General features: G+C 65.9%; 21 protein-coding genes. 14 read left to right on the plus strand and 7 right to left on the minus strand.

Annotation, left to right across the window (positions count from 1 at the left end; genetic code table 11):
* Nucleotides 1-105: 105 nt before the first annotated feature.
* Nucleotides 106-3354: an efflux RND transporter permease subunit gene (locus ACCQ01_RS02365; protein ID WP_228433512.1), complete on the minus strand. Its 3249-nt coding sequence runs from the start codon at nucleotides 3352-3354 to the stop codon at nucleotides 106-108.
* Between the two features lie 93 nt (nucleotides 3355-3447).
* Nucleotides 3448-4686: an efflux RND transporter periplasmic adaptor subunit gene (locus tag ACCQ01_RS02370; protein ID WP_114999762.1), complete on the minus strand. Its 1239-nt coding sequence runs from the start codon at nucleotides 4684-4686 to the stop codon at nucleotides 3448-3450.
* Between the two features lie 259 nt (nucleotides 4687-4945).
* Here ACCQ01_RS02370 and ACCQ01_RS02375 point away from each other — a divergent pair, with 259 nt between their 5' ends.
* The 5 genes from ACCQ01_RS02375 (at nucleotide 4946) to ACCQ01_RS02395 (ending at nucleotide 10889) form a co-directional block, all read left to right on the plus strand.
* The gene (locus ACCQ01_RS02375; protein WP_228433510.1) at nucleotides 4946-6250 is read left to right on the plus strand and encodes a M20 family metallopeptidase; all 1305 of its coding nucleotides are present in this window, start codon (nucleotides 4946-4948) and stop codon (nucleotides 6248-6250) included.
* A gap of 182 nt (nucleotides 6251-6432) precedes the next feature.
* Entirely contained in the window at nucleotides 6433-7248 is an 816-nt protein-coding gene (gene queF / locus ACCQ01_RS02380; protein ID WP_042595272.1) for an NADPH-dependent 7-cyano-7-deazaguanine reductase QueF, read from the plus strand.
* A gap of 104 nt (nucleotides 7249-7352) precedes the next feature.
* Complete coding sequence (locus ACCQ01_RS02385; RefSeq protein ID WP_040941941.1) at nucleotides 7353-7649, plus strand: LysM peptidoglycan-binding domain-containing protein; 297 nt, start codon at nucleotides 7353-7355, stop codon at nucleotides 7647-7649.
* A gap of 71 nt (nucleotides 7650-7720) precedes the next feature.
* Nucleotides 7721-8281 carry a hypothetical protein gene (locus ACCQ01_RS02390; protein ID WP_228433508.1) on the plus strand — a complete coding sequence of 187 codons (561 nt, stop codon included), beginning with the start codon at nucleotides 7721-7723 and terminating at the stop codon, nucleotides 8279-8281.
* Between the two features lie 376 nt (nucleotides 8282-8657).
* Entirely contained in the window at nucleotides 8658-10889 is a 2232-nt protein-coding gene (locus tag ACCQ01_RS02395; RefSeq protein ID WP_228433505.1) for an NADP-dependent isocitrate dehydrogenase, read from the plus strand.
* A 78-nt stretch (nucleotides 10890-10967) separates the two neighbouring features.
* Here the strand turns inward: ACCQ01_RS02395 and ACCQ01_RS02400 are convergent, their stop codons facing one another.
* On the minus strand, nucleotides 10968-11192 hold the full coding sequence (locus ACCQ01_RS02400; protein ID WP_228433503.1) for a hypothetical protein: 225 nt from the start codon (nucleotides 11190-11192) through the stop codon (nucleotides 10968-10970).
* A gap of 102 nt (nucleotides 11193-11294) precedes the next feature.
* Here ACCQ01_RS02400 and ACCQ01_RS02405 point away from each other — a divergent pair, with 102 nt between their 5' ends.
* From ACCQ01_RS02405 to ACCQ01_RS02415, 3 genes are read left to right on the plus strand one after another with little or no spacing between them, the layout of a single operon-like run.
* Nucleotides 11295-12224 (plus strand): LysR substrate-binding domain-containing protein, encoded by a 930-nt coding sequence (locus ACCQ01_RS02405; RefSeq protein ID WP_228433501.1) that lies wholly within the window; start codon nucleotides 11295-11297, stop codon nucleotides 12222-12224.
* Nucleotides 12225-12232: 8 nt separating this feature from the next.
* Entirely contained in the window at nucleotides 12233-13972 is a 1740-nt protein-coding gene (gene aceK, locus ACCQ01_RS02410; protein ID WP_228433499.1) for a bifunctional isocitrate dehydrogenase kinase/phosphatase, read from the plus strand.
* A gap of 60 nt (nucleotides 13973-14032) precedes the next feature.
* On the plus strand, nucleotides 14033-14905 hold the full coding sequence (locus tag ACCQ01_RS02415; RefSeq protein WP_228433543.1) for an energy transducer TonB: 873 nt from the start codon (nucleotides 14033-14035) through the stop codon (nucleotides 14903-14905).
* 226 nt (nucleotides 14906-15131) lie between these two features.
* Here ACCQ01_RS02415 and rho read toward each other — a convergent pair whose 3' ends face one another.
* The gene (rho, locus tag ACCQ01_RS02420; protein ID WP_228433497.1) at nucleotides 15132-16994 is read right to left on the minus strand and encodes a transcription termination factor Rho; all 1863 of its coding nucleotides are present in this window, start codon (nucleotides 16992-16994) and stop codon (nucleotides 15132-15134) included.
* Nucleotides 16995-17210: 216 nt separating this feature from the next.
* Nucleotides 17211-17552 carry a thioredoxin TrxA gene (gene trxA, locus ACCQ01_RS02425; RefSeq protein WP_011038858.1) on the minus strand — a complete coding sequence of 114 codons (342 nt, stop codon included), beginning with the start codon at nucleotides 17550-17552 and terminating at the stop codon, nucleotides 17211-17213.
* 198 nt (nucleotides 17553-17750) lie between these two features.
* On the opposite strand from trxA, the gene rhlB reads away from it, so the two are divergent.
* From rhlB to rpoH, 6 genes are all read left to right on the plus strand, one after another.
* Complete coding sequence (gene rhlB / locus ACCQ01_RS02430; protein ID WP_228433495.1) at nucleotides 17751-19472, plus strand: ATP-dependent RNA helicase RhlB; 1722 nt, start codon at nucleotides 17751-17753, stop codon at nucleotides 19470-19472.
* A gap of 75 nt (nucleotides 19473-19547) precedes the next feature.
* Entirely contained in the window at nucleotides 19548-20234 is a 687-nt protein-coding gene (ftsE, locus tag ACCQ01_RS02435) for a cell division ATP-binding protein FtsE (RefSeq protein ID WP_003484499.1), read from the plus strand.
* Nucleotides 20231-21181 carry a permease-like cell division protein FtsX gene (ftsX, locus tag ACCQ01_RS02440; RefSeq protein WP_011038856.1) on the plus strand — a complete coding sequence of 317 codons (951 nt, stop codon included), beginning with the start codon at nucleotides 20231-20233 and terminating at the stop codon, nucleotides 21179-21181. Before ftsE ends, ftsX begins: the two co-directional genes overlap by 4 nt.
* Nucleotides 21182-21189: 8 nt before the next feature.
* Entirely contained in the window at nucleotides 21190-22032 is an 843-nt protein-coding gene (locus ACCQ01_RS02445) for a response regulator (RefSeq protein ID WP_014506371.1), read from the plus strand.
* Nucleotides 22029-22754, plus strand: a complete 726-nt coding sequence (gene ung, locus ACCQ01_RS02450; RefSeq protein WP_014506372.1) for a uracil-DNA glycosylase — start codon at nucleotides 22029-22031, stop codon at nucleotides 22752-22754. The genes ACCQ01_RS02445 and ung overlap by 4 nt, the downstream gene beginning before the upstream one ends.
* A gap of 200 nt (nucleotides 22755-22954) precedes the next feature.
* Nucleotides 22955-23830, plus strand: coding sequence for an RNA polymerase sigma factor RpoH (gene rpoH / locus ACCQ01_RS02455; RefSeq protein ID WP_011038853.1), 876 nt, complete (start codon nucleotides 22955-22957; stop codon nucleotides 23828-23830).
* A 193-nt stretch (nucleotides 23831-24023) separates the two neighbouring features.
* Here rpoH and ACCQ01_RS02460 read toward each other — a convergent pair whose 3' ends face one another.
* Nucleotides 24024-24638 carry a trimeric intracellular cation channel family protein gene (locus ACCQ01_RS02460; protein ID WP_011038852.1) on the minus strand — a complete coding sequence of 205 codons (615 nt, stop codon included), beginning with the start codon at nucleotides 24636-24638 and terminating at the stop codon, nucleotides 24024-24026.
* A gap of 52 nt (nucleotides 24639-24690) precedes the next feature.
* The gene (locus tag ACCQ01_RS02465; RefSeq protein ID WP_042595249.1) at nucleotides 24691-25977 is read right to left on the minus strand and encodes an NAD(P)/FAD-dependent oxidoreductase; all 1287 of its coding nucleotides are present in this window, start codon (nucleotides 25975-25977) and stop codon (nucleotides 24691-24693) included.
* Between the last annotated feature and the right edge of the window lie 5 nt (nucleotides 25978-25982).

Here is a 25982-nt window from a genome sequence, read left to right on the forward strand (position 1 = left end):
GATTCGGGAATCGGTAAAGGCCAAAGCCAAAGCAGATGCCACTGGCGCAGGCGCGCCAGCTAAGCTGCGGGCCTGCGCGCCGATCTGCGATGCCGCTAGCGGTCCTCATGCCGGGCGCTCCGAGGTGGAGGCCGGAGGCACGCCATCGCGGCGCGCGGCACGTCGCGCGCGCCAATCGCGCATGCGCTCGCCGGCGCGCTCCATGTACAGGTAGATCACCGGGGTGGTGTACAGCGTGACCAGCTGCGAGAGCAGCAGGCCGCCGACGATGGCGATGCCCAGCGGGCGGCGCAATTCCGAGCCGATGCCGGTGCCCAATGCCAGCGGCAGCGCGCCCAGCATCGCGGCGGCGGTGGTCATCATGATCGGGCGGAACCGCAGCAGGCAGGCGCGCCGGATCGCTTCGTGTGCGTTGACGCCGGTGCGGCGGGCTTCGATCGCGAAGTCGATCATCATGATCGCGTTTTTCTTGACGATGCCGATCAGCAGCACGATGCCGACGATGCCGTCCACCGACAGGCTCAGCCCGCACACCATCAACGCCAGCAACGCACCGACACCGGCCGGCGGCAGCGTGGAGATGATCGTCAGCGGGTGGATGTAGCTCTCGTAGAGCACGCCCAGCACGATGTAGATCACCACAATGGAGGCCAGCAGCAGCCACACGATGTCGGTCTGGCTGCCGGTGAATTCGGCGGCCTTGCCGACGAATTCCGCATGCACCTGGGTGGGAATCTTGAGGTCTGCGCGCGCCTGTTCGATCGCCGCCACCGCCTGCGAGAGCGAATGCCCGGGTGCCAGGTTGAAGGAGATGGTCACCGCCGGCAGCTGCTGCTGATGGCTGACCACCAACGGCGTGTTGGTGACCTTGGCCTCGGCCAGCGCGGCCAGCGGAATGATGCTGCCGGCGCCGACCACGATGCCGGTGTTCTGGTTGCCCACGCCGGTGGCGGTGGACGAGTTGGAGGATGTCACCTGGCCGAAGCTGGTGGCATTGGTGCCGGTCAGCGCGCCGCTGCCGTTGCTGGCCACGGCCAGCTGGTTCATCAACGCAGTGCTGCTGCGGAATTCCGGCGCCACTTCCAGCACCACGCGGTACTGATTGAGCTCGGTGAAGATGGTGGAGATCTGGCGCTGGCCGAAGGCGTCGTAGAGCGTGTCGTCGATGGTCTGCATCGGCACGCCCAGCATGCTGGCCTTGTCGCGGTCGATGCTGAGCTCCAGCGCGCGGCCCTGGTTGGCCAGGTTGTTGTCCACGTCGGCCAGCTCGGGCAGCTTGCGCATCGCCTCGGTCATGCGCGCGGCCCAGGACGCCAATTCGGTGCTGTCCACGTCCGACATCGAATATTGGTATTCGGTGGCGGCCACGCGTGTGTCCAGGGTGACGTCCTGCACCGGCTTGAGGAACAGCGCCACGCCGGGAATAGCGGACACCGCTTTTTGCAGGCGCGCCACCACGGTTTCCAGATCGTCGCGGTCGCCGCGCGTCTTCAGCACGATCGACAGCTGGCCCTGGTTGAGCGTGGGGTTCATCGAACCTGCGCCGATGAAGGCAGCCACGCCGGTCACCGCCGGGTCCTTGCGCAGCGCGGCGGCAACCGCCTGGGTGCGCTGCTCCATCTGCGGGAAGGCCACGTTCTGATCGGCCTGCACCACGCCGGTGATCAGGCCGGTGTCCTGTTCGGGCAGCAGGCCCTTGGGGATGGCCACGTACAGCACCACGGTCAAGGCCACCGCGCCGATCGCCACGGCCAGGGTCAGTGGCTGGTGGTCGAGCACCCAGTCCAGCGAGCGCTCGTACACACCCACGGTGCGCGTCCACAGGTTGGTCTTGCCTTCAGCGGCCGCGCGTTCGTGCGCGTCCTCGCCTTCGGGCAACGCGTCGGGCTTGAGCAGGTAGGCGCACATCATCGGTGTCAGCGTCAGCGACACCAGCATCGAGATCACCACCGCGATCGACAGCACCCACGCAAACTCATGGAACAGCCGGCCGGTGACGCCGGGCATCAGCAGCAGCGGCAGGAACACCGCCACCAGCGAGACGGTCAGCGACAACACCGTGAAGCCGATCTGGCGCGCACCGATCTCTGCCGCCTCCGGCCCGCTCTTGCCCTGTTCGATGTAACGCACGATGTTTTCGATCATCACGATCGCATCGTCGACCACGAATCCGGTCGCCACCACCAGCGCCATCAGCGACAGGTTGTCCAGCGACATGCCCGCGAACGCCATCACCCCGAAGGTGCCGGCCAGCGACAACGGCACCGCCACCGAGGGAATGATGGTGGCCCACAGCCGGCGCAGGAACACGAAGATCACCGCCACCACCAGGAAGATGGTCAGCACCAGGGTGAACTTCACTTCATGCACCGAGGCGCGGATGGTTTCGGTGCGGTCGGAGAACACATCCAGGTGCACGTCCGCCGGCAGCACGCCCTGCAACTGCGGCAGGATGCTGCGGATCTGCTCCACCGTCTGCACGATGTTGGCACCGGGCTGGCGGCGGATTTCCAGCAGCACCGCCGGCTTGCCGTCGGCCCAGGCGGCAAGCTGGTCGTTCTCTACGCCATCGACCACCTTGGCCACATCGGCCAGCCGCACCGGCGCGCCGTTGTTGTAGCTGATGATGGTTTCGCGGTACTGCGCCGCGTCGGTGAGCTGGTCGTTGGTGCCGATGCTGTAGGACTGGGTCTTGCCGTTGAGCGAGCCCTTCGGCGCGCTGACATTGGTCTGGGTCAGTGCGCTGCGCAGCGACTCCATGGTCAGGCCCATGTTCGACAACTGCGCCGGATTGACCTGGATGCGCACCGCAGGCCGCACGTTGCCGGCGATCGACACCAAGCCCACGCCCGGCACCTGCGACAGGCGCTGGGCCAGGATCGCATCGGCGTAGCGGTTGACCTCGCGCAGCGGCAACGTGTCGGAGGTGAGCTTGAGCGTGAGGATCGCCGCGTCCGCCGGGTTCACCCGGTTGTAGACCGGCTGGTAGGGCAACGACGAGGGCAGGGTGGCCTGGCGGATCGCTGCCTGCACGTCCTGCGCGGCGATATCGATGTTCCGGTCCATCGAGAACTGCAGGATGATCGTGGACAGTCCCGCCGACGAATCGGAGGTCATCATCTGCAGCCCGGAAATCTGGCCGAACTGCCGCTCCAGCGGCGTGGTCACCAGCGAGGCCATGGTGGTCGCGTTGGCACCGGGGTATTGGGTGGTGACGACCAGGCTGGGGGCGTCGATTTCCGGCAAGGCAGACACCGGCAATTGCCGGTAGCCCAGGATGCCCAGCAGCAGGATGCCCGCCATCAACAGCGAGGTGGCGATCGGACGGCGGATGAAGATGGTTGAAAAGCCCACGGGGGGTGTCCTTGCTGAAGACGTCAATCGAAGCCGGCGCCAAGGGCGCCGACGCTCACAGGCAACGGGGGTGCCGTTGCCTGTGGTCGCGAGTTAGCGCGGGCCGCCGCCACGCCGGCCGCCGGCACTGCCGCGGCTCTTGTCCTGCGCCGCCTTGAGTTCGGCTTCGGTGGGTTCGGGCGGGGTTTCGCCCGGCTTGAGCGCGCTGACCTTGCTGCCGGGCTTGAGCCGGAACTGGCCTTCGGTCACCACGCGTTCGCCGGGCTTGAGGCCCTTGGTGATCTGCACGTGGCTGTCGTCCACCTCCACGCCCTGCACCACGGTGCGCATCTGCGCGGTGCTGTCGCTGCCCACTACGTACACGTAATCGCCATCCGGGCCGCGCTGCACGGCCTGGGTCGGCACCACGGTGCCGCCGGAGATGGTGCGCAGCTGTAGCCGCACGTTGACGAACTGGCCCGGCCACAGCGCGTTGTCGGCATTGCCGAAGATCGCGCGCGCACCAAAGGTGCCGCTGTCGGCGGCGATGCGGTTGTCGATCACATCGAGCTTGCCGTCGCCGCTGATCACGTGCGCATCGCCACGGTCCAGCGCGGCCACCGGCAACGGGGTGGCGGCCTGGCCGCTGCGCACTGCCGGCAGCTCGCGCTCAGGCAGGCTGAAGGACACGTAGATCGGGCGGATCTGGGTCAGGGTGACGATGGTGGAGGTGGTGCTGACGATATTGCCCACGTCCACGCCGCGGATACCGGCAATGCCGTCGATCGGCGCGGTGACCCGGGTGAACTGCAACTGCACCTGCGCCGAGCGCATCTGTGCGTCGTTGGCGGCCACGGCGGCCTCGTACTGCGCCACCTGGTTGCGCTGGGTGTCCAGGTCGGTGCGCGACACGTACTGCTTGTAGGCCGGGTCATTGGAGCGCTGGTAGTTCACCCGCGCGGTGGCCAGCAGCGCCTGGTTCTGGCGCTTGGCGGCCAGCGCCTGGTCGTAGCTGGCCTGCAGCGTGCGCGGGTCGATCTGCGCCAGCAGCGCGCCCTTCTTCACTTCCTGGCCTTCCTGGAAATTCAGGCTCATCAGCTGGCCGGACACCTGCGGGTTCACCGTCACCGTGTTGAGCGCGGTCACCGTGCCCAGCGCGGTGGCGTACACCGGCACATCCTGGGTGGCGGCGGGCACCACCGTGACCGGCACCGGGCCGCTGTTTTCAGTGCCATTGCCGTCCGGCGCCCCTGGCCGCTTGCCCTGCTGGCCCCCGCCCATCATGCGCATTGCAACGAACACAACGACGAGCACCGCCACGACCAGCAGTGAGATCTTCCAGAAACGCGACATTCGACAACTCCTGATGGCGGGCCGGGCGCGTGGATGCGTCCGTGGGGGCGGCTGAGCAAAGCATATCGTCGCGCCCGCAGGTTGGAACGTTACTGAAGTAACGGGCCACCCCCCTGCGCGACAGGCCGATTCACTGGCGTGGTGCTGCGGCAACGCGCCACGGTCGTTGCGATTGACCGCGGGGCTGAATCACAGCCCACTGTGGCCCGGGCGCGGCGCCGGTGCACTACAGTGAGGCATCCCGATTGGAGAATGTTCAATGCGCCACCGCCTGCTCAGCAGCGCCCTGCTGCTTGCCCTGCCCACGCTTGCCGCCGCCCAGGCCGCGCCCCGGCCCGAAGTCCAGGCGGCTGCGGCGCCGCTGCAGGCCAAGGTGGTGCAGTGGCGCCGCGACTTCCACCAGCACCCGGAGTTGTCCAACCGCGAGGAGCGCACCGCCGCCACCGTGGCCGCGCAGTTGCGCAAGCTGGGCCTGAAGCCGCGCACCGGCATCGCCCATCACGGCGTGGTGGCCATCATCAAGGGCGGCAAGCCCGGCCCGAAGATCGCCCTGCGCGCGGACATGGACGCGCTGCCGGTCACCGAACAGACCGGCCTGCCGTTCGCCTCCAAGGCCACCTCCCAGTACCGCGGCGAGACCGTGGGGGTGATGCACGCCTGCGGCCACGATGCCCACACCGCCATCCTGCTCGGCGTGGCCGAGGCCCTGGTGGGCATGCGCGAACAGTTGCCGGGCGAGGTGATGCTGATCTTCCAACCCTCCGAGGAGGGCGCGCCGGGCAATGAAGAAGGCGGCGCCTCGCTGATGCTGAAAGAAGGCCTGTTTGCCGACTTCAAGCCGCAGGCGGTGTTTGGCCTGCACGTGTTCTCCAGCGTGCAGGCCGGCAAGATCGCGGTGCGCGGCGGCCCGCTGATGGCGGCCTCGGACCGGTTTGCGATCAAGATGATCGGCCGCCAGACCCACGGCTCGGCACCGTGGAACGGCATCGACCCGATCGTGGCCAGCGCCGACATGATCGGCACCGCGCAGACCGTGGTCAGCCGCCGCGCCAATTTGTCCAAGCAGCCGGCGGTGGTCAGCTTCGGCGCGATCAAGGGCGGTATCCGCTACAACATCATCCCCGACGAGGTGGAGATGGTGGGCACCATCCGCACCTTCGACGAAGGCATGCGCCAGCAGATCTTTGCCGACCTCAAGACCGTGGCCGAACACACCGCCGCCGCGCATGGCGCCAAGGTCGAGGCGCACGTGCCCGACCAGGACGGCAACCCGGCCACCGTCAACGACCCGGCCCTGACGGCCAAGATGCTGCCCAGCCTGCAGGCCGTGGTGGGCGCAGACAACGTCTACGAACCGCCATTGCAGATGGGCGCGGAAGATTTTTCGTTCTACGCCCAGCAGGTACCGTCGATGTTCTTCTTCGTCGGTTCCACCGCCAAGGGCATCGACCCGGCCACCGCGCCCAGCAACCACTCGCCGCAGTTCCTGCTGGACGAATCGGCGCTGGATGTCGGCCTGCGCGCGCTGTTGCAGGTGTCGCTGGATTATCTGCAGCAGGGCTGAGGCTGGGGAATCGGGAATCGGGAATCGGCTGCGGTTGGGCGATTCCCGGTTTACAGGGGGCGTGCCGCTAGGCGACGGGCGACGGGCCGCGTGACGCGGGTCGTCGCCTAGCGTCGATCCATATGATTGCGCCCGCGTCGCCATACACCTCACGGCCAGCCCGGCCGCCCTAAAATGGCGGCATGAATACCCCAGAAGACTCTTCCCTCGGTCGCGAAGTCGCCTACCCGAGCGGCTACGACCCGTCACTGCTGTTTCCGATCCCGCGTGCGGCCGGGCGTGCGGCCATCGGCCTGCGCGGTGCGCTGCCATTTGTCGGCCGCGATCGCTGGCATGCCTACGAACTGAGCTGGCTGGATGCGCACGGCAAACCGTGCGTGGCCACCGCCACCTTGCACGTGCCGTGCGAGTCGCCGGCGTTGATCGAATCCAAGTCGCTCAAGCTGTATCTCAACTCGCTCAACGCCACGCGCTTCAATAGCGCCGAAGCCGTACGTGCACGCATCGCCACCGATCTGTCCACACGTGCCGGCGCCGATGTATCGGTGGAATTCGGATTGCCGCCGATCGACGCGGTGGGCGAGGGCGAATCGATCGACGCACTGGATATCGCCATCGACGATTACGGCCCGCCCAAGGCCGACTATCTGTCCACCCATGCAGGCACGGTGGTGGAGGAAGTGCTGACCTCTGCGTTGCTCAAGTCCAACTGCCCGGTCACCGGGCAACCGGATTGGGCCAGCGTCACGCTGCGCTACCGCGGCGCGCCGATCGACCGCGAAGGATTGCTGCGTTATCTGGTCAGCTTCCGCGACCACGCCGATTTCCACGAACAATGCGTAGAGCGCATTTTTCAGGACCTGCTGGTGCGTTGCGCGCCGGAGTGGTTGGTGGTGGAAGCACGCTATACCCGTCGTGGCGGGCTCGACATCAATCCGGTGCGCACCTCGCCGCAGGTGCCAACGCCGCTATCGATCTTCCGCGATCTGCGCCAGTAAGGCGCACATTGCAGGCACTCGCGCCGGCTTCACGGCGGCGCGATCAGCACTTAACGGCGCTCCGCGCACCCTGCGCATCATCGTGATGGACAGGGAGCGCGGCAATGAATGTCGACAAGAAAGCAGATTTTTCCAATGTCACGTCCACGGTCGACAGCACCGCGGAGGTCGTGCCATCGCCGGATTTTTCCAACGTCCGTTCCAGCGTGGAAAGCACCGCGCAAATCATCGGCGACGAGTCGGTGACCGTGCAGGCAGGCGACAGCCTGTCGGTGATTGCCAAGCGCCATTACGGCGACGGCAACTTGTGGCCACGCATCTTCGAAGCCAACCGCGACACGCTGAAAGATCCCGACACGATTTTTCCGGGCCAGGTGTTGCGCTTACCGCCGAAAGCGTAACCACCACGCTGCCCGCGCGTTGCCGCGGCCTGTTGCACACCCCCTTACTGTGATTCTTGGAGATCGATCCCATGCGTAGCAAATCTGCATCCAGCACCTTGGTCCTCGCACTTGCCGGCGTTCTGGCACTGTCTGGCTGTCGCAAGGAAGCCCACGACGATTCCAGCGTGTCGCAGGATCCTACCTCCGGCGCTGCAACCTCCGACATTCCAGGCCCCGCGAGCACGCCGCCGGCCGGTGACCAAGCCGCGCAAGGCACTGCCACCGGCGCCGCCAGCACCGATACGGCCGTAGCCAGTGGCGCGGCGGTCACGGTGTCCAGCGTGGCAGTGGGCAACAAGGCGGGCGCCGACAAGAGCGTGACGCCGGCCACCACACTGGGCAGCAAGGACACCATCATCGTTTCGGTGAAGACCGATGGCAGCGCCAGCAATGTGCCGGTCTCGGCCAAGCTGACCTTCCAGGATGGGCAGGTAGCGGGCGAGCAGAACGCGACACTGACCACCACCGGCGCCGAAACCACCAACCTGAGCTTCAGCAAGCCCGATGGCTGGCCGGCCGGTAGCTACACCGTGCAGGTCATGGTCGACGGCAAGCCGGCGGGCAGCCCGCAGACCTTCACCGTGAAGTAAGCCGCAGCGTGCTGCGCGGCTGGTGCGCGCGCAGGTGTGAATGAAGCTCATCCATGCTGCGACTCTCTCCCGCAGCGTGGGACCTGAGGCGCGATCGCAAGGCCGCGCCTTTTTTTGTGGCTGTGTGCGTCTGTGTGGCAGCGTTTGCACTTCGTTACAGCTGCATCGATAGCGATTGGACGCGTGGCGGGATGAAGCATCCGCCTGTGGTCGCTTTACCCGGGCAAGGCCCAGACGCGACAATGCCGTGCTGATCCATCGCCGCGTCCACGCGCGTCGGCCGCTCGGCGTGCCACCAGCGACCTCCGTCGCGCACGCCCGCAGCCACCGCCGTGCGGACCGGTGCTCCTCCCGACCACAAGAGCTATCGCACCTCATGTCGAAGACACCGAAGATCATCTACACGCTCACCGACGAAGCACCCTTCCTGGCCACGCAGTCGCTGCTGCCGATCATCGATGCCTACACCGATACCGCCGGGATCGTGGTCGAGACCCGCGACATTTCGCTGGCCGGACGCATCCTGGCCCTTTTCCCGGAGCAACTGACCGACGCGCAGAAAATTGCCGACGATCTGGCCGAACTGGGCGCGCTGGCCACCACGCCGGAAGCCAACATCATCAAGCTGCCCAACATCAGCGCCTCGGTGCCGCAGCTCAAGGCCGCGATCAAGGAACTGCAGAGCCAGAGCTACGCGTTGCCGGCGTATCCGGATGAACCCAAGGATGCCGCCGAGCAGGACATCAAGACGCGCTACGACAAGGTCAAGGGCAGCGCGGTGAATCCGGTGCTGCGCGAAGGCAATTCCGATCGCCGCGCACCGCTGTCGGTGAAGAACTATGCACGCAAGCATCCGCACCGCATGGGCAAGTGGAGCAGCGAGTCCAAGTCGCATGTGGCGCACATGGACAACGGCGACTTCTTCGGCAGCGAACAGTCCACCACGCTGGCGCAGGCCGGCACGCTGAAGATTGAATTCGTCGGTGCCGACGGTAGCAGCAATGTGCTCAAGGACGCCGTTGCAGTGAAGGCTGGTGAGATCGTCGATGCCGCCGTGCTGAGCAAGCGCGCATTGGCGAGCTTCATCGACGCGCAGATCGCCGACGCGAAGGCCAAAGACGTGCTGTTCTCGGTGCATCTGAAAGCCACCATGATGAAAGTCTCCGACCCGGTGCTGTTCGGCGTGGTCGTGGGTGAGTTTTACAAGAGTGCGTTAAGCAAGCACGCCGATGTGCTGAAGTCGGTTGGCTTCGACCCCAACAACGGTATCGGTGATCTGTACGCGCGCATCGGCACGCTGCCGGATGACGTGCAGGCGCAGATCAAGGCCGACGTGCAGGCCGAGTACGCGCAGCGCCCGGGGCTGGCAATGGTCAACTCGGACAAGGGCATCACCAATCTGCACGTGCCCAGCGACGTGATCGTCGACGCATCGATGCCGGCGATGATTCGCGATTCCGGCCAGATGTGGAATGCGCAAGGCAAGCTGCAGGACACCAAGGCCGTGATCCCCGACCGCTGCTATGCCGGCGTGTACCAGGCGGTGATCGACGACTGCAAGGCGCATGGCGCGTTCGATCCGTCCACGATGGGCTCGGTGCCCAACGTCGGCCTGATGGCGCAGAAGGCCGAAGAATACGGCTCGCACGACAAGACCTTCCAGATGGCCGCCGCCGGCACCGTCAAGGTCACCGATGGCAACGGCAGCACCGTGTTCGAGCACGCTGTGGAAGCCGGTGATTTGTGGCGCATGTGCCAGGTCAAGGACGCGCCGATCCAGGACTGGGTGAAGCTGGCGGTCGAGCGCGCCCGCCTGAGCGACACCCCGGCCGTGTTCTGGCTGGACAAGGCACGCGCGCACGACGCGCAGGTCATCGCCAAGGTCGAAACCTACTTGAAGGATCACGACACCAACGGCCTGGACATCCGCATCCTGCCGCCGGTGGAGGCCACCACCTTCTCGCTGGAGCGCATCCGCAAGGGCCAGGACACCATCTCGGTCACCGGCAACGTGCTGCGCGACTACCTCACCGACCTGTTCCCGATCATGGAGCTGGGCACCAGCGCCAAGATGCTCTCGATCGTGCCGCTGATGGCCGGTGGCGGGCTGTTCGAGACCGGCGCCGGTGGTTCGGCGCCCAAGCACGTGCAGCAGTTCGTCGAAGAAAACTGCCTGCGCTGGGATTCGCTGGGTGAGTTCCTGGCCCTGGCCGCCTCGCTCGAGCACCTGGGCAACCGTTACGACAACCCGTCCGCCACCGTGCTGGCGAAAGCGCTGGACGTGGCCAACGGGCAGTTCCTGGACAACAACAAGTCGCCGGCGCGCAAGGTCGGCGAGCTCGACAACCGCGGCAGCCATTTCTATCTGGCGATGTACTGGGCACAGGCCCTGGCCGCACAGACCGAAGACACAGCGCTGCAGGCCAAGTTCGCACCGCTCGCCAAGGCCTTGACCGAGAACGAAGCCATCATCGTGGCCGAGCTCAACGGCGCGCAGGGCAAGCCGGTGGAGATCGGTGGCTACTACCATCCGGATCTGGCCAAGGTCAGCGAGGCGATGCGTCCGAGCAAGACCTTCAACGACGTGCTGGCCACGCTCAAGGCCTGATCCCGCGCACCGGCTATCGGTGCATTCAATCAGTGCTACCTCCAAGGCCCGCCTCGCCAAGAGGCGGGCCTTGGTGTTTCAGCGAAATGGCGACAACGCCGTCATCTCCCGCACCAAGCGGCGTGCACGCCGCGCCATGCGGTGTTCGGCACGCTGCTGGCGCGCAGCGTCCGGCGCGACCGAGGCAGGTTGCGTTGTCTGCGCAGCTGCATCCAGCGCCGTGTCCGGCTCTGCCAATTGCTGTGCAAGCGTCACCTCGGCAATGTGCCCGTGCTGGAACAGCAAGTCGGTAAAGATGCGCATGATCCTGCTCCCACTTGAGTGAAAGCCACAGTAGGTGCAGGCTGGGCGTGGAAGAAGCGAGGCTTTTGCAAGTCGGCGTTGAATTTCATTCAAGGGTGAGCCATGTCGCGTCCGCCGCTTCACGCATTGCAGGGATTCGTCAGTGCCGTGCGTCTGGGCAATCTGTCGCGCGCGGCGGCGGCGATGCACCTCACCGTCAGCGCGCTCAGTCACCAGGTGCGTTCGCTCGAACAACGCTTGGGGTATCCATTGCTGCAACGGCACGCACGCGGCGTCAGTGCCACGCTGCAGGGGCAGCAGTTGCTCGATCGCATTGCACCGCATCTGGATGCCATTGCCGAAGCGTTCCAGCCGTTCGCTGCGCGCCGCGAAGACACGTTGACCCTGAGCATCACACCGTCGATGGCCTCGGCCTGGCTGGTGCCGCGTCTGGGTGGATTTCTGGCGCTGCATCCCACCATCGAGATCAACCTGTTCTCCAGCGAGCGGCTGGTGGACTTCGAACGCCAGCAGCAAGTGGATGCCGGCATGCGCATCGGTGCCGGGCTTTGGCCGGGCTTGATCGCCGAGCCCTTGTTCGACGAGTGGCTGGTGCCCATGGCGAGCCCCGCGCTGATCGCGCGCATGGGCGGGGTCGATGCGCAGCCACTGCATCATTGGCCGCTGCTGGGCGACCCGGACGGCGACTGGCTGCGTTGGTTTGCAACCTTCGGCGGCGAAGCACCGCGCCGCTATGCGGCGGTGCTGGACGAATCCGAAGCGCACCATCGTGCCGCGCTGGATGGTGTGGGTGTTGCACTGGGGCGGGTGACGCGTGCGCGGTTGTTGCTGGCGTCCGGCCAACTGGTGGCGTTGTCTGCGCAACGGCTCAAGACCAGCTGGTCGCATTACCTGGTGTATCCGGCGCGCTCGGCCTCGCATCGCGGTTTTCTCGCCTTCCGCGCGTGGCTGCAGGAGCAGGCGCGCGAGCATGCGGCGCACGCGCAGCAGGCGGCATCCGCAGTTCCCAATACACGTCGTCGCAAGCGCTGAGGATAGCCATGAGCCAACTTCCGTTACCGCCGCAATCCGAGCGCCGCGCGCTGGCGATCGGTCGTGCCGTGTACGAGGCGTTTCAGGACTATCACGCGCAATTCTCGCAGATCACCGCGCGTGCCAGGCAGCGCTTCGAAACGCGCGACTGGAGTGGCGCACGCGAAGATGCGGTGGCGCGGATTGCGCTCTACGATCAGTACATCAGCGAATGCATGTTGCGCCTGCGCGCGGTGTTGCTGGGGCAGGCGCACGATCGCGCGCTGTGGATGCGTGCCCGCACCCACTACGCGGAGCTGCTCACCGGCCTGATCGACCAGGAGTTGTACAAGACCTTCTACAACACGCTGACGCGGCGTTACTTCCGCACCCAGGGCGTGGATGCGCAGATCGAATTCATTGCGCTGGATATCGAGCCCACCGATGCCATCACCGTGCCGGTGGCGCGGCATACCTACGCGGTCTCGCCTGGCCGGTTGACCGAGATGCTGGTGCGTGTGCTCGGCGATTATCCATTTGAGGTGCCGTATGCGCACCGGACCCGCTGCGCGGCGGCAATCGCGGTGCGGCTGCTGGACGACCTTGCCCATTGGGGCGAGCACCCGGTGCGCAGCGTCGAGCTGCTGGAGACGGTGTTCTATCGCGAACGTCGTGCCTATCTGGTCGGGCGCGTGTTCGGCGAACATCGGTTTTCGCCGTGTGTGATTGCGCTGGTCAACGACGATGCCGGTCTACGCGCCGAAGCGGTGTTGACGCGCCGCAGCGATGTCGCGCAATTGTTCAGTAATTCCCGCAGCTATTTCCAGGCGGATCTGACCACCGTCGGCGATGCGGTCGTGTTTCTGCGCAGCCTGCTCACTCATAAGCCCATCGACGAGCTGTACACGATGCTGGGGCGTGCCAAGCAGGGCAAGACCGAGCGGTATCGCACGTTTTTCCGCCACTTCCAGGCCCATCCGGCCGAACAGCTGGTGCATGCCGACGGCACGCCGGGGATGGTCATGGTGGTGTTTACGCTGCCCAGCTATCCGCTGGTGTTCAAGTTGATCCGTGACCGCTTCGCATATCCCAAGACCATGAGCCGCGCGCAGGTTGAAGGCAAATACGAGCTGGTGTTTCAGCTCGACCGCATTGGTCGCCTGCTCGATGCGCAGCCATACCGGTTTCTGCGGTTTCCCAGGGCGCGGTTCTCGCCTGCACTGCTGCAAGACCTGCAGACCAGCTGTGCGATGAGCCTGAGCGAAGACGGCGACGATGTGCTGATCGCACTGTGCTACGTGCAGCGCCGCCTGCGCCCGCTCAATCTGTATCTGCGCGAGCAACTGCCCGCCGCCGCGCATGCCGCCGCGCTGGACTACGGGCAGGCGATCAAGGATATGGCGCGCAACAACATCTTCCCCGGCGACATGCTGCTGAAGAACTTCGGCATCACCCGGCACCAGCGCGCGGTGTTCTACGACTACGACGAGCTGTGCCTGATCACCGAATGCACCTTCCGCGATTGGCCCACGCCCACCAGCTATGAAGAGCAGATGGCAGCCGAGCCCTGGTTTCACGTCGGTCCGCGCGACGTGTTTCCCGAGCGCTTTGCGTTGTTCATGGGCCTGCCGTCCTCGCAGCTGGAAGCGGTCAAGCACCTGCACCCGGAACTGTTCGACCCGCAGTGGTGGCGCGACCTGCAGGCACGCCTGCGCGAAGACGATTACCCGGACACGCCGCCGTATGCGGACGCCCAAAAGCTGGCATGACGATTCCGTTTGCGGCCGGCGGCTGGTAAAAGGACGTTCCAAGACGAATGGAGTGTGGTCATGCAGTGGATGCAACGGTTGGGGCTGGTAGCGATGTTGGGGATGCTGTCGATCGGCCAGGTAGCGGCGCGCGCGAGCGAGGCGGCAGAACAGGTCGAGGCCAGCATGAATGTTGCGGGCGAATTGACGCTGACGCCGGATGGCACGGTCACTGCGGTGACGCTGACCAATGAAGGCAGCTTGCCGCCAGCCGTGCGCAGCCGGATCAGGCAGTCGATTGCGGGGTGGCGCTTCGATCCGGTCACCGACAGTGGTACTGCCTTGCCAACCACGCTGCCGATGCGTCTGCTGCTGGTCGCCAAGCCTGGCGAGAAAAATCAGTATCTGGTTTCGATCCGCAGCGCTCACTTCGGTGGAGAGGCCAGCGACGGCAGCAGCGTGCGTGCCAAGGACATGACACCACCCAGCTATCCCAAGGCGGCGTTTCAGGATGGCGCGACCGGGATCGTGTATCTGCTGCTGAAGATCGGCCGCGACGGCAAGGTGGCGGATCTTGTCGCAGAGCAGGTCAACCTCACCGTGTCGATTCCCGCGGCCAAGCGCGAGCGCGTGCGCAAGACGCTTGCCGACGCGTCAATCGCCAAGGCACGCACGTGGACTTTCGATCCGCCTTCCGATGGGCCCGAGCGCACGGCGCCCTACTGGACCATGCGCGTGCCGGTGAGCTTCGATATCACCGACTCGATACGCGACCTGAGAAAACGGCAGGCCAGCTGGCGGTCCTATCTGCCAGGCCCACGCCAAAGCGCGCCATGGAGCGATCAAGGCGTGCTGGCGTCGGCCACTGACAGTCCGGATGCATTGCCCGACAGCGGGCTGTTCTCGGTACGTGGTGAAGGCGTGCGGCTGCTGACGCCGCTGCAAGGCGGCTGAGCAATCCAAGGCCGTGTCGCTGCGGCGTGGCGGCATGCGGGTCGACTGGTCGATAGGCACGCCAGGCGCCCAGGGCTCAAGAGATGGTGCCACGCAGTGCTACCGATCAAGCCCCGCAGAGCACGAGTTGAAAGTCGTGGTGGCCTCACGCCTGAGCCAGTTAATTCGGCGCATAAAAAAAGCCCCGCAATGCGGGGCTTTTTCGTAACACACCAATCAACTGAACTCAGCGCTTCATTGAGCTGAAGAACTCGTCGTTGGACTTGGTGGTCTTCATCTTGTCCAGCAGGAACTCCATCGCGGCGATTTCGTCCATCGGATGCAGCAGCTTGCGCAGGATCCAGATCTTCTGCAGCAGCTCCGGCTCGATCAACAGGTCTTCGCGGCGCGTGCCCGAGCGGTTGATGTCGATCGCAGGATAGACGCGCTTTTCGGTGATACGGCGGTTCAAATGCACTTCGCTGTTGCCGGTGCCCTTGAACTCTTCGTAGATCACCTCGTCCATCTTGCTGCCGGTTTCCACCAGCGCCGTGGCAATGATGGTCAGCGAACCGCCTTCTTCCACGTTACGTGCCGCACCGAAGAAGCGCTTCGGGCGATGCAGGGCGTTGGCATCCACACCGCCGGTGAGCACCTTGCCGGAGCTCGGCACCACGTTGTTGTAGGCGCGTGCCAGACGGGTGATGGAGTCCAGCAGGATCACCACGTCCTTCTTGTGCTCGACCAGGCGCTTGGCCCGTTCGATCACCATCTCGGCAACCTGCACGTGGCGCGCGGCCGGCTCGTCGAACGTGGAGGAGATGACCTCGCCGCGCACGGTGCGCTGCATTTCGGTCACTTCTTCCGGGCGCTCGTCGATGAGCAGCACGATCATGTGCACTTCGGGATGATTGGTGGTGATGGCCGTGGCCACCTGCTGCATCATCATCGTCTTACCGGCCTTGGGCGGGGAGACGATCAGCGCACGCTGACCTTTACCCTGCGGTGCCATCAGATCGAGGATGCGGCCGGTGATGTCCTCGGTGGACCCATCGCCGCGTTCCAGGCGGAAACGCCGACGCGGGAACAGCGGGGTCAGGTTCTCGAACAGCACCTTGTTCTTGCTCGCTTCCAGCGGCTCACCATTGATGGTGTCCACGATCGACAGCGCGAAATAGCGTTCGCCGTCCTTGGGGAAGCGGATGCGGCCGGACAGATGGTCGCCGGTGCGCAGGTTGAAGCGGCGGATCTGGCTCGGCGAGATATACGTATCGTCCGGGCCGGCCAGGTAGCTGGCCTCGGCGGCACGCAGGAAGCCGAAACCGTCCGGCAGGATCTCCAGCACGCCGTCGGCGGCAACGCCTTCGCCATGGCGGGTGAGCACCTTGAGCAGCGCAAAGATCACATCCTGCTTGCGTGCGCGGGCGACGCCTTCCTGGATGTTGAGCTGGTCGGCGATATCCAGCAGCTTCTGCGCCGGCATCCGCTTGAGGTCGCTCAGCGAGTACGCCGGGAAGCCTTCCGGCACGGCCGGATGCGGACGCGCAATGAACGGCTCGTTGCTGCCATCGGACGACGGCATGCCGCCTTCGCCCTCATTGCCGAAGCGGTCGCGGCCACGGTCGCGACGGTTGCGGAACCGGTCACGGCGGTTGCCCTGCTGGTTCTGGCCCTGGCCCTGATTCTGGCCTTGACCTTGACCCTGCTGGCCTTGGCCCTGGTTCTGACCCTGGCCTTGCTGCTGGCGCTGCTGACCCTGACCCTGGCTCTGCGCCTGGTTCTGGTTTTGCTGCTGCTGCGCCTGGTTGAAGCGCTGCTGCTGCTGCGACTGGCCGCCCTCACGGGACTCGCCGTGCTGCTCGCCAGCATGCGCCGCCTGGGCTGCGCCGCCATCGCCAGACGACTGCGCCGGCGCCGATTCGGCTGCGGACGACGGGGTCTGCGCGGGGCGCGGAGCCTCGGGGGCGGGGCTGCTGGGCAAGGGAAGATTGGGTTGTTGCGACCCGGCGTCGTCATGGGCGACGGCGGTCTTGCTGACACGTGGCTTGCGCACACGCTTCTCGACGGGGGCGTCAACGCTCCCGGTATCGGAGGAAGGATTCTCGGACAAGTGCTTGATTCCTCGCTAAGAGTGCGAGCGCCCGGCTGGGGGGCGAACTGTGGTGATGGGAGTCTAGAAGAGGTTTCTAGAGGGGTACGGCGGCGCACGAACGTGTGCCGGATCAACTGACACTACCACCGCCGCGCAGAGCGGCGCAAGCGTCTGCCAAAGCAGGAGTTAACTGCCGGCAAAACGCAGGGCGCCCATGGCTGGACGCCCTGTCACTCAGGCGGCCGCGCCGCCCAGGGTCTTGTCGATCATCTGGGTCAGCTGGCCCTTGCCAACTGCCCCGATCTGGCTTGCCTGGACCTCACCGTCCTTGAACAGCAACAGCATCGGGATCGAGCGCACGTGATACTTGATGGCCAGAGCGCGGTTCTGGTCCACGTTGACCTTGGCAACCTTGAGCTTGCCCTGGTATGTATCGGCCAGATCGTCCAGCACCGGGGCGATCATCTTGCACGGGCCGCACCATTCGGCCCAAAAATCCACCAGGACCGGTTCGCCGGATTGCAGTACAGCTGTATCGAAGTCGGCATCGCCGACATGTTGAACCTTGTCGCTCACGTTGGGTCTCCTGGAAACCAAAACGGCCTACCCGACCGGGCAGGCCGCCACATTGCGGTAAACTGGGGCATTGCGCGACTGAATCAAGTGTCAGTCCTGAAGCCGCGCTGTCCGCCACAAGAGCCGCAGTTTGCGACGCTGTCGGCATCGATGCAAGCCGCGCCCGGGCTGCCCAGGGCGCCTCACGAAGACGGAATAATGAGCGACAAACCGCTGACCGATTTGACTTTTTCCTCGTTCGACCTGCATCCGGCGCTGGTCGCCGGGCTGGAGAGCGCCGGGTTTACGCGCTGCACGCCGATCCAGGCGCTGACCCTGCCGGTCGCCCTGCCAGGCGGCGACGTCGCCGGCCAGGCCCAGACCGGCACCGGCAAAACGCTGGCGTTCCTGGTCGCGGTGATGAACCGCCTGCTGATCCGCCCCGCGCTGGCCGACCGCAATCCGGAAGACCCGCGCGCCCTGATCCTGGCGCCCACCCGCGAGCTGGCCATCCAGATCCACAAGGACGCGGTCAAGTTCGGCGCCGACCTGGGGCTGCGCTTTGCGCTGGTCTACGGTGGCGTGGACTACGACAAGCAGCGCGAGCTGCTGCAGCAGGGCGTGGACGTGATCATCGCCACCCCGGGCCGGCTGATCGACTACGTCAAGCAGCACAAGGTGGTCTCGCTGCATGCCTGCGAGATCTGCGTGCTGGACGAAGCCGACCGCATGTTCGACCTGGGCTTCATCAAGGACATCCGCTTCCTGCTGCGGCGCATGCCCGAACGCGGTACCCGCCAGACGCTGTTGTTCTCGGCCACGCTCAGCCACCGCGTGCTGGAGCTGGCCTATGAGCACATGAACGAGCCGGAAAAGCTCGTCGTGGAGACCGAGACCATCACAGCCGCGCGGGTGCGTCAGCGCATCTATTTCCCCTCCGACGAAGAGAAGCAGACGCTGCTGCTGGGCCTGCTGTCGCGCAGCGAAGGCGCGCGCACCATGGTGTTCGTCAACACCAAGGCGTTCGTGGAGCGGGTGGCGCGCACCCTGGAGCGGCACGGCTACCGCGTGGGGGTGTTGTCCGGCGACGTACCGCAGAAAAAGCGCGAGTCGTTGCTCAACCGCTTCCAGAAGGGCCAGCTGGAAATCCTGGTGGCCACCGACGTGGCCGCGCGCGGCCTGCACATCGATGGCGTCAAGTACGTCTACAACTACGACCTGCCGTTCGACGCCGAAGACTACGTGCATCGCATCGGGCGCACCGCGCGCCTGGGCGAGGAGGGCGATGCGATCAGCTTCGCCTGCGAGCGTTACGCGATGAGCCTGCCGGACATCGAGGCCTATATCGAGCAGAAGATCCCGGTCGAACCGGTGACCTCCGAGTTGCTGACCCCGTTGCCGCGCGCTGCGCGTGCGCCGGTGGAAGGCGAAGACGTTGGTGATGCCGAGGGCGAAAGCGTCGGCGCGATCTTCCGCGAAGCGCGCGAGCAGCGTGCGGCCGACGACGCGCGTCGTGGCGGTGGCCGTAGCGGCCCCGGTGGCGCATCGCGTAGCGGCAGTGGCGGCGGTCGTCGCGACGGCGCCGGTGCCGATGGCAAGCAGCGCCCGCCGCGTCGCAAGCCGCGCGTGGAAGGCGAGGCCGATCCGGCCGCGGCGCCCAGCGAGACGCCGGAGGTTGTCGTTGCTGCCGCAGAAACCCCTGCCGTCACGGCGGCCGAAGGCGAGCGCGCACCGCGCAAGCGCCGTCGGCGTCGCAATGGCCGCCCGGTCGAAGGTGCCGAGCCGGTGGTGGCATCCACGCCCGTGCCGGCCCCCGCCGCGCCGCGCAAACCCACCCAGGTGGTGGCCAAGCCGGTACGTGCCGCAGCCAAGCCGTCGGGCAGCCCGTCGTTGCTGAGCCGCATCGGACGCAGGCTGCGTTCGTTGGTCTCCGGCAGCTGAGGTATTGCGGCATAGATCGCATCGCCGTGCACCGGCGATGCGACGCAAGCGCTGACGCTCCGGCATAATCGCTGGATGACCGTTCTGCGTTTCGACAACGTCAGCAAGCACTACGCCGGTGGCCACCAGGCGCTGACCGATGTCAGCTTCGAAGTGGCCGATGGCGAGATGCTGTTCGTGACCGGCCACTCCGGCGCCGGCAAAAGCACCTTGCTCAAATTGATCCACCTCAGCGAGCGGCCCAGCCAGGGCGCGGTGCTGCTGGGCGAACGCAACCTGCTCAAGGTGCGTGGCCGGCAGATTCCACTGCATCGCCGCCAGGTGGGCGCGGTGTATCAGGATCACCGCTTGCTCAACGACCGCAGCATTGCGGAAAACGTCGCCTTGCCGTTGATCCTGCGCGGCACCCGCCGTGCGGAAATCGGCAAGCGCGTGCGCTCGGCGCTGGAGCGGATCGGCCTGGCCCATCGCGAGAAGGCGCTGCCTTCGCAGTTGTCGGCCGGCGAACAGCAGCGCGTGGGCATTGCCCGTGCCATCGTCGGCGAACCGCGCCTGCTGGTGGCCGACGAACCCACCGGCAACCTGGATCCGGCACTGGCCGCGGAAATCATGCAGCTGTTTGCCGAGCTGCCGGCGCGCGGCACCAGCGTGCTGGTGGTCAGCCACGACCTGGCGCTGCTCAAGCAGATGCGCAAGCGCGTGCTGATCCTGGACCACGGCCGCCTGGTCGATGACATCTCGCCGCAGGACCTGGCCGAATGAGCAAGCTCGCCAATACCGAATCGGTGGCCCCCTCGCGGTTCGGCGTGTGGATCGACCACCATCTGCACAGCATCGCCTTCAGCCTGGGCCGCGCCATGCGCAAGCCCTGGGCCACCTTGCTCACCATCGTGGTGATGGCGCTGGCGCTGGCATTGCCGCTGGGGCTGTCGATCGCGCTGGATAACGTCAAGCTGCTGGCTGGTAGCGTGCAGCAGTCGCGCGAAATCAATCTGTTCCTCAAGGTGGACGTGGCCGCCGATGCGGCCGAGCGCCTGGCCGGCGAGCTGCGTGCGCGTGCGGACATTGCCCAGGTGGCGGTGCGCACGCCGGCGCAGGGCCTGGCCGACCTGCGCGAAAACGCCAAGCTGGACGAAGCGATCGATGCGCTCGGCGACAACCCGCTACCCACGCTGCTGATCGTCACCCCGGCCGATGCCACTGACGATGCGCAGCTGGCCGCCGCCTTGCAGGCTTTGCCGCAGACCGACCAGGTGCAACACGACGCGCTGTGGCGCAAGCGCCTGGATGGCTGGCTGCACTTCGGCGAACGGCTGGTGCAGGTGCTCTCGGCCTTGCTCGGCATTGGCGCGGTGCTGGTGGTCGGCAATACCGTGCGGCTGGATATCCAGTCGCGGCGCGAAGAGATCGGCGTGCTGCAGCTGCTGGGTGCCAGCGATGGCTTCATCCGCCGCCCGTTCCTGTATCTGGGTGCGTGGTACGGGCTGGGCGCCGGCGCGGTCGCGCTTGCTCTGATCGCCGCTTCCGGGTTTGCATTGCGTACGCCGCTGGCCACGCTGGCCGACAGCTACGGCAGTTCCTTTACCCTGCACGGACTGGATCTGCTGCATTCTGCGATGGTGTTGGTGGGTACCCTGGTGCTGGGTTGGCTGGGTGCCTGGCTGGTCACCGGCCACTTCCTCCGTCAGACCCGCCCCACCGAGACCTGAGACCTGCCATGCATCCACCAGATCTCAAACACCTGATCAGCGACGCACCGCGTGTGATGGTGGTCGATGGGTCCAAGCTGGTACGCAAGCTGATTGCCGACGTGCTCAAGCGCGACTTGCCGAATGTGCAGGTGATCGGCTGCGCCAGCATCGCCGAAGCACGCGATGCGCTGGAGGCCGGTGCGGTGGATCTGGTCACCACCTCGCTGTCGTTGCCCGATGGCGACGGCCTGACGCTGGCGCGCAGCGTGCGCGAAGCGGCCGGCCAGGCCTATGTGCCGGTGATCGTGGTCTCCGGCGATGCGCAACAGCATCTGGTCGAGCGCCGCTTCACCGAATACGTCACCGATTATTTCGACAAGGCGCTGGGCCACGAGGCGCTGGCGACCTTCATCCGCGGCTACGTGCAGCCCGAACCGGTGGTGGGCGCCACCGTGCTGTACATCGAAGACAGCCGCGTGGTGGCCGAAGCGACCAAGCGCATGCTCGAGCGCCAGAGCCTCAAGGTGGTGCATGTGCTCACTGCCGAAGACGCGTTTGCGCTGCTCACCGCCGAATCGCTGGGCCGCACCGAGCGGCGCATCGACGTGGTGCTGACCGACGTCACCCTCAAGGGCGAGCTCAACGGGCGCGATGTGGTCGAGCGCATCCGCATCGATTTCGCCTACGGCAAGCGCCGCCTGCCGGTGCTGGTGATGACCGGCGACACCAACCCGCGCAACCAGTCCGAGCTGCTGCGGGCCGGCGCCAACGATCTGGTGCAAAAGCCCATCGAAGAACGCCTGCTGGTGACCAAGGTGCTGTTCCAGCTGCGGCTGGCGCGCCTGGAGGATCAGGCCGTCACGCTATGACCGAAGGCGAGGGGCGTATCCAGCTGGAACCGTCGTGGAAGGCGCGGGTGGGGGAGTGGTTGTTGCAGCCGCAGATGCAGGAGCTGTCCGCGTTCCTGCGCCAGCGCAAGGCCGCTAATGCGCGGGTGTTCCCGCCCGGCCCGCAGATCTTTGCCGCCTTCGATGCCACCCCGTTTGAGCAGGTCAAGGTGGTGGTGCTTGGCCAGGACCCGTACCACGGCGAAGGCCAGGCGCATGGGCTGTGCTTTTCGGTACTGCCCGGGGTGCCGGTGCCGCCGTCGCTGCTGAACATCTACAAGGAAATCCAGGACGACCTGGGCATTCCGCGCCCCGACCATGGCTACCTGATGCCGTGGGCGCGCCAGGGCGTGCTGCTGCTCAATGCGGTGCTGACGGTGGAGCAGGGCCGCGCCGGTGCGCACCAGAACAAGGGCTGGGAAGGCTTCACGGATCATGTGGTGGAAACCCTCAACCGCGAGCGCGAGGGCCTGGTGTTCCTGCTCTGGGGCAGCTACGCGCAGTCCAAGGGCAAGATGATCGACCAGGCGCGCCACCGGGTGTTCAAGGCCCCGCATCCGTCGCCGTTGTCGGCGCACCGCGGCTTCCTGGGGTGCAAACATTTCTCCAAGACCAACGACCATTTGCAGCGGCGCGGGCTGAGCCCGATCGACTGGTCGTTGCCGCCGCGCGCGGCGCTGGATCTCAGCCTCGCCGGCGGCTGAACGGGCTGGGCCGTCGCGCCTGGCAAGTAGGCGATTTGTCACGATCCGCGAGCGGTGACGGTGGTAGCGTAGTCACATGAATCGAGGCGGCACGGATTGGAACAGCACCTGCGCCGGAAACCCAAACGTCCTATAAATGGAACGCTGGAACTTTTTCTGTACCCAGCAGTCCAATAGCTCGACTGCTAAGATGGTGCCCTATGAACCAGATCACCTCGACTGCCCTTGTGGCAAACAATCTCCCGATTCCCAGTGCGCTCGGTTCGCTGGACGCCTACATCGGTGCCGTGCACCAGATCCCGGTGCTGTCGGTCGATGAGGAACAGAATCTGGCCCGCCGCTTCCGCGACGAGCTGGATCTGGACGCAGCGCGCGAATTGGTCCACTCCCACCTGCGCTTCGTGGTGCACGTGGCCCGCGGTTACAACGGCTACGGCCTGCCGCTGGGCGACCTGATCCAGGAAGGCAATATCGGCCTGATGAAGGCGGTCAAGCGCTTCGACCCGGAAATGGGCGTGCGTCTGGTCAGCTTTGCGGTGCATTGGATCCGTGCCGAAATGCACGAGTTCATCCTGAAGAACTGGCGCATCGTCAAGGTCGCCACGACCAAGGCGCAGCGCAAGCTGTTCTTCAACCTGCGCAAATCCAAGACGCGTCTGGGTTGGCTGAATGCGTCCGAGGTGACTGCGGTTGCCAAGGACTTGAACGTCTCAGAGCGCGAAGTGATGGAGATGGAGTCGCGCTTGTCTGGTCGCGATATCGGCTTCGACGCTTCGTCGGACGAAGACGATGACCACGGCCCGCCGTCGCCGGTGAGCTACCTCGTGGCCAACGAGGAAGACCCGTCGCAGGCCTATGAGCGGCACGACAGCGAAGACAATCAGCTGCAGTTGCTGCGCGAAGGCATGGCCGGCCTGGATACGCGCTCGCGCGACATCGTCAAGCGTCGCTGGCTGGATTCCGAATCCAAGGTGACATTGCAGGAGCTGGCCGACGAGTACGGCGTATCCGCCGAGCGTATTCGCCAGATCGAAGCGAACGCGCTGAAGAAGATGAAGGCGCTGTTCGTCGCCTGATCCGGTGTGACATTGCCAGTGATACAAAACGGCCCGGTCTTCCGGGCCGTTTTGCGTTGTACACATGCTGCAAGCGGTGCGTTTGTGTGTTGACGTCTCATCGGCCCAGCAACGCCATGCACGCAGCACGGCCGCAACGGCAGCCGTTACGAATCGTCAGGTCACGTTGGAACAACGCCGGTTGCGCGCAGCGCTACTCCGGCAGCCTTGCCACCGGCAAATGCCAGCCGTAGCGGATCGCCATAAAACGCAGGCCGAAGCACACGCCGGCACCGGCGGTCAGCGACCAGGATTGCGGCAGGCCGAGCACATGGCCGATCGCGACCAGGCCGCCGCCGGCCAGCGCCGCCACCGCATACAGTTCGGCCTGCAATACCACCGGGGTGCGCGCGACCAGCAGGTCGCGGGCGATGCCGCCGCCGATGCCGCTGAGCATGCCGAGTAGCGTCGCACTGAGTGGGCTGAGCTGATAATCCAGCGCCTTGCTGGTGCCGTAGACCGCAAACAGCGCCAGCCCTGCGGCGTCGAACAGCTGCACCGGGTTGCGCAGGCGCTCCACGGCGGTGTGCCAGTAGAAGCCGGCGATACCGGCCAGGCAGGCGGTGATCAGATAGTGCGGGTGCACCAGCGCTGCCGGCGGCGTGGCACCGATCAGCACATCGCGCACGATGCCGCCGGAAACCGCCGCTGCGCAGGACAGCACCAGCACGCCAAACAGGTCCAGGCGGTTGCGCACCGCCACGGTGGCGCCACTGAGCGCAAACACGAAGGTGCCGAGCAGATCCAGCAGGAACAAGACAGTGGCCACGGCACAACGGTCGACAGCTGGCGGCACAGCATCGCGCACCGCCCGCCGGCTGTCATCCGTCCTTGCTGGGCGGTGGCTGGTCAGTGCCGCCAAAGATGATGCGTGCGGCGCGCTGGTAGCTCCAGTACGCCATGGCCCAGTTCACCAGCACCACGAAGCGGTTGCGGAAGCCGATCAGGAAATAGACGTGGGCGGCCAGCCAGAACCACCAGGCCACGATGCCGGAGAGTTTGAGCTTGCCGACATGCACGATGGCGGCCATGCGCCCGATCGTAGCCAGGTTGCCGAAGTCCTGGTAACGGAAGGCTGGCGCAGCCTGGCCGCGCTGGCGTGCGCGGATCGCCTTGGCGATGTGCTTGCCCATCTGCTTGGCCGCCGGCGCCACGCCGGGCACGGGCCGCCCGTCCTGTTGTACCGAGGCCAGATCACCACCGACGAAGATCTCCGGGTGGCCGGGCACGCTGAGGTCCTGTTCCACCAGCACGCGGCCGGCGCGGTCCAGCGGCACGCCCAGGGTGCGCGCCAACGGCGAGGCGGCCACGCCAGCGGCCCAGACCACGGTGCGCGCCGGCACGAAGGTGTCGCCCAACTGATAGCCGAACGCATCGATGTTGGTCACCGGCGTGCCGGTGTGCACCTCCACGCCCAGGCGTTCGAGCTGCTTGCGCGCCTTGTCGGTGAGGTCGTCCGGGAAGGACGGCAACACGCGCGGCCCGGCCTCGACCAGGCGCACGCGGGCCTGCTGCGGGTCGATATGGCGGAACTCGTTCTTCAGCGTGTGGCGGGCGATTTCGGCCAGCGTGCCGGCCAACTCGACCCCGGTCGGGCCGCCGCCAACCACCGCAAAACTCAACCAGGCCGCGCGCGCGGCCGGGTCGGATTCGGCTTCGGCGCGCTCGAAGGCGAGCAGCAATTTGCGGCGTAGCACCAGCGCGTCATACAGGGTCTTCAAACCGGGGGCGTGCTCGGCCCAGTGATCGTTGCCGAAATACGCGTGGGTGGCGCCGGTGGCCAGCAGCAGCATGTCGTAGTTGACGGTGTTGCCGTCGGCGAGCACCACGGCGCGGCGGTCGGTGGCGATATCGGCGACATCGCCGAGCAGCACTTCGACATTGCGCTGCTCACGCAGGATGTGGCGCAGCGGGGCGGCGATGTCCGGGGCCGACAGGCCGGCGGTGGCCACCTGGTAGAGCAGCGGCTGGAACAGGTGGTGATTCTGGCGGTCGATCAGGGTGATGCGGATGTCCGGATCGGCGAGCGCGCGGGTTGCCCATAAACCGGCAAAACCGCCGCCGACCACGACCAGATGCAGCGGCGCTCGGGAGGGGGATGAGGTCATCGTCA

The organism is Xanthomonas sp. NCPPB 4037, from assembly GCF_041475695.2.
Lineage (GTDB): Bacteria > Pseudomonadota > Gammaproteobacteria > Xanthomonadales > Xanthomonadaceae > Xanthomonas > Xanthomonas campestris.